Source organism: Pseudomonas tehranensis (assembly GCF_014268615.1).
Taxonomy (GTDB): domain Bacteria; phylum Pseudomonadota; class Gammaproteobacteria; order Pseudomonadales; family Pseudomonadaceae; genus Aquipseudomonas; species Aquipseudomonas tehranensis.
This window is the reverse complement of the sequence record NZ_JABWQV010000041.1, coordinates 21,582-29,695: the sequence shown is the minus strand read 5'-3', so window position 1 is coordinate 29,695 and position 8,114 is coordinate 21,582. Positions and strand designations below refer to the sequence as shown.

The 8,114-nt window shown below is 61.7% G+C and carries 8 protein-coding genes; 4 read left to right on the top strand and 4 right to left on the bottom strand.

What is annotated here, in order from left to right; translation table 11 throughout:
• The first annotated feature begins 241 nt into the window (after window positions 1-241).
• Entirely contained in the window at window positions 242-643 is a 402-nt protein-coding gene (locus HU811_RS10085; protein WP_092398375.1) for a hypothetical protein, read from the top strand.
• A gap of 33 nt (window positions 644-676) precedes the next feature.
• Here HU811_RS10085 and HU811_RS10080 read toward each other — a convergent pair whose 3' ends face one another.
• The 3 genes from HU811_RS10080 to HU811_RS10070 all read right to left on the bottom strand — a co-directional run bounded on the left by HU811_RS10080 (window position 677) and on the right by HU811_RS10070 (window position 4,621).
• Window positions 677-3,100, bottom strand: a complete 2,424-nt coding sequence (locus HU811_RS10080) for a TonB-dependent receptor (protein WP_186655611.1) — start codon at window positions 3,098-3,100, stop codon at window positions 677-679.
• Between the two features lie 67 nt (window positions 3,101-3,167).
• Complete coding sequence (locus tag HU811_RS10075; RefSeq protein ID WP_186655610.1) at window positions 3,168-4,112, bottom strand: FecR family protein; 945 nt, start codon at window positions 4,110-4,112, stop codon at window positions 3,168-3,170.
• Window positions 4,112-4,621 carry a sigma-70 family RNA polymerase sigma factor gene (locus HU811_RS10070; RefSeq protein WP_092398382.1) on the bottom strand — a complete coding sequence of 170 codons (510 nt, stop codon included), beginning with the start codon at window positions 4,619-4,621 and terminating at the stop codon, window positions 4,112-4,114. The genes HU811_RS10075 and HU811_RS10070 overlap by 1 nt, the downstream gene beginning before the upstream one ends.
• A gap of 318 nt (window positions 4,622-4,939) precedes the next feature.
• Between HU811_RS10070 and HU811_RS10065 the strand changes: the two genes are divergently transcribed.
• Window positions 4,940-6,679, top strand: a complete 1,740-nt coding sequence (locus HU811_RS10065; RefSeq protein ID WP_186655608.1) for a dipeptidase — start codon at window positions 4,940-4,942, stop codon at window positions 6,677-6,679.
• Between the two features lie 119 nt (window positions 6,680-6,798).
• On the opposite strand, the gene HU811_RS10060 is transcribed toward HU811_RS10065, so the two are convergent.
• The gene (locus tag HU811_RS10060; RefSeq protein ID WP_092398604.1) at window positions 6,799-7,026 is read right to left on the bottom strand and encodes a DUF3079 domain-containing protein; all 228 of its coding nucleotides are present in this window, start codon (window positions 7,024-7,026) and stop codon (window positions 6,799-6,801) included.
• A 203-nt stretch (window positions 7,027-7,229) separates the two neighbouring features.
• Between HU811_RS10060 and HU811_RS10055 the strand changes: the two genes are divergently transcribed.
• Window positions 7,230-7,760 (top strand): iron transporter, encoded by a 531-nt coding sequence (locus HU811_RS10055; protein ID WP_186655606.1) that lies wholly within the window; start codon window positions 7,230-7,232, stop codon window positions 7,758-7,760.
• Window positions 7,761-7,762: 2 nt separating this feature from the next.
• Complete coding sequence (locus tag HU811_RS10050; protein ID WP_186655604.1) at window positions 7,763-8,113, top strand: cupredoxin domain-containing protein; 351 nt, start codon at window positions 7,763-7,765, stop codon at window positions 8,111-8,113.
• Window position 8,114 lies beyond the last annotated feature (1 nt).

Here is an 8,114-nt window from a genome sequence, read left to right as displayed (position 1 = left end):
GTGGGAGCGGGCTTGCTCGCGAAGACGGTTGCTCATCCAGCATTACTACCCGCTGAAGCACCGCTTTCGCGAGCAAGCCCGCTCCTACATGGGTGCTGCGGGGCTCGGCCCAGCGCCCGCTCGCAACGGCGCTAGACAAGCGGCCACTCACCAGGGTTGACCGGCATGCCGTCAGGCATCACATTGCCTGGACCGCCGAGACATTCAGGGGCGGTTCGATTGTTGCTGACCTGTGGAGCCCATGACTGCGTCGATTCCAATCCGTCCCCCCTGCCCGCCTGGTGTCTGTGACTGCGGGCGTGATGTGTTGCTGCAAACCCCGGGCAGTGACCTGCGCATCCTTTGCTTTAACCGCCAGGAAGAAAAACGCCTGCTCGAACGGCTGGAAAATATCCAGAGCCTGGACGAACTCCAACGGTTGCAGCAGCGTATGTACGAGAACCTCGGAATCCGCCTGACCGTCGAACCGGGCTACAACGAAGTGCGCACCATGCGCGGCATCGCCATCGAGTTCCAGGCACAGCCCGGCCTGTGCCGCAAGATTCGCCAGTCGATCCCCACCGCCATTCGACGCGGGTTGGAAAAACGTCCCGAAATCGCCTGGCGACTGCTTGATGCCCACGACCTGTTCCGTGACGCCTGAAAAACAGCTTCATCCCTGAAGCTGCACACCGGCCTAGAAGTCCACGGTGGCCGAAAGCAGGTAAGTGCGCGGCGTTGCCAGCGTCAAGCCTGCCTCACTGTCATCCGAGGCGCCGGCGGAACTCCAGTAGCGCTTGTCCGCGACGTTCTCGACATTGGCACGCAGGGTGATGTTCTTCTGGTCCACCTTGAACGCGTAGCGCGCGCCCACATCCAAACGCTCCCAGGAATCGATTTCCTTGGTGTTGGACTGGTCCAGGTACTGGGCGCTGGAGTGGATGGCGCGGCTGGTCAGGGTCAGGCCCTGCACGGTCGGCACATCCCACTCGGCGCCCAGGTTGACGTTGTATTTGGGCGTGGCCGGCGCCCGATTGCCATCGAAGGTGCCATTGGTGGTGTCGGTCAACTCGCTGTCGATGTACATGACCCCGCCGAGCAAACGCAACCCCTTGAGCGGCTCACCAAACATGCTCAATTCAACCCCGGTGTTCTCACGTTTGCCGTTCGGGCCGAAGACACGGGTCGTGGCGTCGGTCGCATAGGCAGGCTGCTTGATCCGGAAAACGGCGGCGGTGACGGCGAGCGCACCCGCGTCATATTTGGCACCGACCTCGACCTGACGACTGATGAACGGCGGGAATATTTCGTCCTCGTTGACCGAGGTCGATGGCGCGATCTTGCCCTGGCTCAAGCCTTCCATGTAGTTGGCATACAGCGACAGCTTATCGGTGGCCTTGAACAGGATCCCGCCCGACGGCGACATCTTTTCCTCGTCGTACGCGGTGGCGCCTTTGACGTTATTCGTCCAGTCGTCAACCTTGATCCGCTGCCAGCGGGTGCCCAGGGTTAGCAGCAGTCGATCATCGAAGAAACCCAGGGTGTCGGACAACGCTACGCCGGTGGAGCGGTTTTCCGTATAGACCTTGTTGTCCTGGCGCGTGGGGTCTCCCGGCGTCGGCGTTTGCACCGGGTCATACAGGTTGCTCGGAGACGAAGCATAACGCGCGCCGCCATTGGTGAAGTCCATGTAGAAATAGCTGGCGGCCAGGTTGATCTCGTGACTCACCGGGCCGGTATGGAACCAGTTGCGCACTCCGGCCGTGGCCGTGCGGACATTTTCATCCCGGGTAAAGTCGCGGGGCTGAACGCTGAAATCGCCCGCATCGTTGCTGACCGAAACGTTATGGCGCAGGAAGTCATGATCACTTTTACGCGCCCCTGCGCCGCCGTACAGCATCACCGAATCGTTGACATCGTATTCGGCATTGACTGTACCGAAAGTGTCCTGGGTACGTGCCTTGCTCCAGCGCTGAGCGTAGTTGCGGCGCACATCGCTGGCATGCGGGACCTGTGCGTTGGCACCGACCAGTACGCGCTCCTGCGGCGCGTCGGTATCGCGCTCGGTGCGCCCGATGTCCGTCGAGAGGCGCAAACGCTCGCCACGAAAATCCAGGCCCAGCACGGCCATGTCGCGGTCGACACTCTGGTGATCCCATTCGGTGTCGCCGGACTGCTTCACGCCGTTGAAACGAACGCCGAACTTGTTGTCTTCACCAAAACGCCGGGCGACATCCACGGCACCGCCGAGCTGGTTGTTGGAGGCGTAGCTGCCCGTGAACGAAGTGATGGGTTTGTCGGTGGCCCGCTTGGGCACCACATTGATCCCGCCCCCCACGCTGCCACGTGGCGAGACGCCGTTGATGAGTTGGGTCGGGCCCTTGATGATGTCGACGCGGTCGGCCATCTCCATATCGATCGAATAGGTCGGCAGGATGCCGTAGAGGCCGTTGTAGGCGACGTCACTGTTGAACAGACTGAAACCACGAATGGTGAACTGCTCGAAACGCCCGCCCGCCGGATTGGTGGCGCGAACCGAAGGGTCGCTGGCGATCAGGTCGCCCAGGGTACGAGCCTGCTGGTTCTTGACCACTTCGCTGGTATAGGTGGTCATGCTGAACGGGGTTTCCATGAAATCCCGCGACCCGAGCAAGCCTTGCGAGCCGCGGCGCGCCACCTGGCCCCCGGCATAGGGTTCGCCCTGCGCCAGACTCGTGGCCCCCATGATCGAGGTGGGAGCCAGTTGCAAGCTGCTGCCTTCCGGGGCCGGGGTCAGGATGTAAGCCTGCTCGCCCACTGGCTGCAGTTGCAGACCCGAGCCCCGCAACAGTCGGGCAAAGCCCTCCTCCACGGCATACTCACCCGACAGACCGGCGCTGTTACGCCCGCTCACCAGGGCCGGGTCGACCGACAGGTTGACACCCGCCAGGCCGGCGAACCGGGTCAGCGCGGCGCTGAGGCTGCCGGCCGGCACCTGATAGCTGCGTCGAGCAGCTTCTTCGGCCTGGCTGGAGGACATGAACAATGGACTGGCGCTCAGGCTTAGCACGAGGCTCAGGTTCAACAGCGCACGCCGGTCGGCAAAGGCCGGGCGAAAACGCAAAGGTACGACTGCGGACATTGGGGGGAGCTCTCATTTTTGTTCAGTTGCCTTGAATGACAAGCGAGACAAAAAAAGGGGACAGGCGTCAGACAGTATTTTTGCGAAGCGTCAATGTGACCCAGTATCGGGTGCGCATTTGCACGTGCACCGGCAGGCTGGCCGAGAGCAACGCGAGGATGCGATCGGTGTTTTCCAGACGGAAGCTGCCGGTCACCCGCAGCGACTCCAGGACGGGGTCCCAACGCAATAAACCTGAGCGATAACGGCCCAGTTCACGGAGAAAATCCCCCAGCGGCTGGTTCTGCGCTACAAGCACACCGTCACGCCAACCCAACTGCGCTACGTCGAACGCCCCCACAGGTCCAGCGCCCGAGGCCAAGAGGTTGACCTGCTCGCCTTCCTTGAGCGTCAGCATTGGCCCGCGCAGCGGTTGCAGTTGCACCGAACCACTGAGGACCGACACCCGGCAACTGCGCTCACTCAGACGTACGCAGACCTCGCTACGGCTGACGGAGATCAGGCCGAACGGTGCCTGAATGGCCAATGGTGCAGCCCCCTGGACGTTGAGGGCCATCTCCCCTTGCACCAGCACCAGGCGTCGAGCCTTGAGGTCAAGGTCCAGGGCGCTGTCGGTGTTCAACTGCAAGGCGCTGCCGTCGGCCAGCGACCAGCGCCGCTGTTCGCCCGTGGCTGTGTGCAGGTCGGCGCGCCAGACCTCCAGCGGCAGCTCTCGCCCCAGCCACCAGGCCGTGGGCACCAAGGCGGCAACACCGAGCGCGCGCTTGAGCACCGCCCGACGGGGCAATGCCGGGCGATCCAGGGTCGCCATGCCCAACGATGGCGGCACCCCGGCGAAACGCTGGCGCAATCGCTGGGCTTTTTGCCAGGCCGCCTCGTGCTGGGCGCTGCTGTCGCGCCAGCGTTGCAGCGCGGCGCAATCGAAGTCATCCCCGCCAGACTCCATCATGGCCAGCCAGCGAGCCGCCGCCCGGGCGACTTCGCGAGCTTCAGGCGAAGGGGCCTGGCGCATCAAAAGTCCACCAACAGGCAATGCTCATAAGCCTGGGCCATGTAGCGCTTGATGGTGCGCTCCGACACCTGCATGCGCTCGGCGATCTCTCGGTAGCCCAGGCCTTCGAGCTGGCTCCACAAGAAAGCCCGCCGCACCAGAGCCGGCAGGCCATCGAGCAATTCATCCAGGGCTTGCAACGTTTCCAGCAGCAGCCAACGCTGCTCCGGTGAGGGTGCGCACGCTTCGGGCAAGCTCGCCAAGGCGTCGAGGTAGGCCTGCTCCAGATTGCGGCGAGCGTAAAAATTGCTCAGTAGGCGCTTGCCGACTGTCAGCAGATAAGCGCGTGGTTCGTGCAGATCGGCCAATGGCTGAGCGCTGGACAGTACGCGCAGGAACGTATCCTGGCGCAGATCCGCAGCATCCCAGGCGTTGCCCATGCGTCGTCTCAACCAGCCTTCCAGCCAGCCACCGTGGTCTCGGTACAACGCGTGCAAGGAACGCTCCGTTGGCGTAGCTGCATCAGACATGTCAAAAAGCCTTGTGCAAGGGATCGATCAAATGAGAGTGATTCTAATTAATGTTCCCGCACGAATCCAACTTCTTTATCGACCGCTCTGTTAAATGCACGCTGGCCTATCAATGTTTGCCACGCCCGCCAAACGGGTGCCCCCTGCGGGCACCCGTTGCCAGTCAGGCCTGGGAACGAGCCTGCTCGCCAATGGATCAGCATGCATGAGTGTTGATTACAAAACTCCCGGCAGGTCCTTCTCGGTGCTAGGTTGTAAGTGAGTGTTCCATCAACCAGTCACGTCTCTCCAACCGTCCGCAAAGGAATGCCTCTACCAATGAACTTATCCCTCAAGCACCTGGCCGTGACCACCCTGCTGCTGTCCAGCCTGGCGTCGATCACCCCACCCGCCTTGGCCAATATCACTGCGCAACAGAGTTCGGCCCTCGTTGAAACCCTCGCTGACACCTCCGTCACCGACTTCAGGCAGTTCCTGGGAGACGTGGCCAAGAGCGAGTTGGCCGAAACCGCCAAACTCGGCCCGGCCATCAGCACGTTCCTCGACAACAAGCCCCTTTCGGCTGAGCAGCAGAACGAAATCCATCGTCTGCTCGGCCTCTATGCACGGGTGAAATACGGTAGCGCCGCCACGGAAACCCTGCGCGAATTGGTGGCAATCCCAACCTTTCGCAAGGACGGCGTTGCCCAGCACGAGAACCCCGAGTTCCTCAAGATCGCGGACAAGATCAAGCGCCTTGCCCTAGCCTTCAACCTGGACTTTCGCAACGTCGACAACCGCGTCTACGAGATTTCACTGCATGGCAGTGGCGACGAAGTCGTGGGCATTCACGCCCATGCCGACGTCGTGCCGGTGACCCCGGAAAACTGGGTATTGAAAGACGGCACTCGTCTGGATCCGTTCAAGGTCACCCTGGTGGGCGACCGCATGTACGGCCGGGGCACCGAAGACGATAAGAACGGCATCGTCGTGGCGCTCTACGCCATGAAGATCATCAAGGAAGAAAAGCTGCCGCTGGCGAGGAATTTCAAGCTGCTGGTAGACACCACCGAGGAAACCACCGGCGACGCCATCCCCTATTACTTCGAGCGTAACCCAACCCCCAACTACAACCTGGCGCTGGATGGCGGCTACCCGGTTGTGATTGCCGAAAAAGGCTATGGCACCGTCATGGCCAGCTTCGCCCGGCGTGAGGCCCAGGGCAAAGGCGCTGAGATCACGGCAATGACCGGTGGCCTGGCCACCAACCAGATTCCGTCCACATCGGTTAGCACCTTCGTGGACGACCAGCCTGCGGAACTGGCCGCCACGCTGCTAAAAGCCGCTTCCGAGTATGCCAAGGGCAATGGCGGCGACTTCCAGGTAACCACCGCGGTCGTCGGCAAGGACGTCAAACTGACCTTCACCGGCGTCTCCGCCCACTCCTCAGAACCAGAGTCCGGCGTCAACCCGGTGGCGAGGATGCTGGGCTTCATCGACAGCCTCGAGGGCAAGGTTGCGCTCAAGCACAACCACATCACCGATGCCGCCCGCTATGCCGCCGATAACTGGGGCCTGGACTACCTGGGAAGCAAACTGGGGATTGGCTTTTCCGACGCTTTCATGGGCCCGCTGACCGCTTCCCTGACGTATGTCGGCATGGATGCCAACGCTTTCAAGCTGGCGGTCAATCTGCGCGTGCCGGTGGGCAAGCCGACGGAAACGCTCAAGGCTGAAATCACCGACAAGTTGGCCGCCTGGAGCAAGAAGACGGAGGTTGCCGTGGCGTTCGATTATTCAATCGATGAGCCGATGTATCGCAACCCTGACGGTGAATGGGTCAAGGCACTGTTGGCCGTGGCCAGCGAAAACCTGGGCATGGAGCACAAGTACGGCACCTCCGCTGGCGCCACATCGGTTCATGATTTGCCCAACGGCGTGCAGTTCGGCCTGGCCATGCCCGACGTCAAGTACACCGGTCATAACGACAACGAGTTCAAGACGGTCGAGCAGTTTTTGCTGGACCTGCAGATCGTGACCGAGATGATGGGGCGGATCGGGCAGTTGCCGAAGTTGTGATCCCCGTCCGGGACGGATGTGGCGAGGGGATTTATCCCCGCTGGGCTGCGCAGCGGCCCCAGGATTTTGCGGTCGCTGTGCAACCGAGCGGGGATAAATCCCCTCGCCACAGGTTCACTTCATTCCTTCGGGCGAGTGGCGCTTGGATCGATGACCTTGGCACTAATGTCGACCAGCTCCACCCCCCAATCACCATGCAGGTACCAATCTTCCCCGATCATTTCGGCCGGGTGCATGGTTCGATCAGCGCCGTTACCACACGCCAAGGCGCTGGCCGGGCAATAGCGGTCGCAGCCCCAGCATATGCGCTCGGGATGTTTCGGACTGATGGGAAAGGGCTTTGCCATGACGACCCCGTATAACCAATGGGTGTACCCGTATCCTACCGTTTCCGGGCCAAGGCGCCCTTGATGTCGATCAAGAAGGGTCCGCACGGCTGGACCGGCGTTCAAGGTCGGTTAAATTGCCCTGAAAATTGACAAGAATCATTATTATTCGCAGCAAAGCTTCCTAGACTCGGCCATCCCCTTAGTCCTCAGGAAGTCTTCACATGCGTACCCTTGCTCCTCTGTCTCTCGCCCTGCTGTTTCTCACACCGCTGGCCCAGGCCAAGGAATACCCCATTGGCGAACCGCAGATGTGCCCGGGCCTGGAGGTCGGCGCGGTGTACCTGCAACCGATCGAAATGGCCCCGGCCGGCATGATGCGCCCAACCGCCGAGTCTGACGTTCACCTGGAGGCCGATATCCGCGCCACGGCAGACAACCAGCAGGGTTTCCAGGAAGGCAGCTTCGTGCCCTACCTCAACGTGTCGTTCCAACTGAAAAAACAGGGAAACGACACCCCGCTCAAGGGCGACTTCCACGCCATGGTCGCCAATGACGGGCCGCACTATGGCGACAACGTCAAGCTGCTCGGTCCCGGCAAATACCAATTGACCTTCACCGTCCTGCCGCCCGGCGGCCATGGCTCCCTCGGCCGTCATACCGACAAGGAAACAGGCGTGGCGCCATGGTTCGAGCGCTGTGAACTGCATTACGAATTCGTCTATGCCGGGATTGGCAAAAAAGGCGGGTATTGAGGATGCGGCGCGCGACGAGCCGAACAGCGCGACAGCTGGCCGGGTGGACGCTGGCCGGCTTGCTGTTGCCTTCAATCGCCCATGCCCAACTGCTGACTTACGAGTTGAGCATGCGCGACGGGCATTTCACTCCGCCGCTGCTGCAAGTGCCGGCCGGGCAGCGCTTCAAGATCGTGCTGAAAAACGTCGGCCAGGGGCCGGCGGAATTCGAGAGCACGCCCCTGCGGGTCGAAAAGGTTCTGTCGCCCGGCGTGACGACTTTTGTCGTCATTCACCCGCTGCGACCCGGGCACTATCCGTTTTTCGATGAATTCAACCCGCAACTGCCCGAGGGCGGCATCCTCGCCCAGTAGT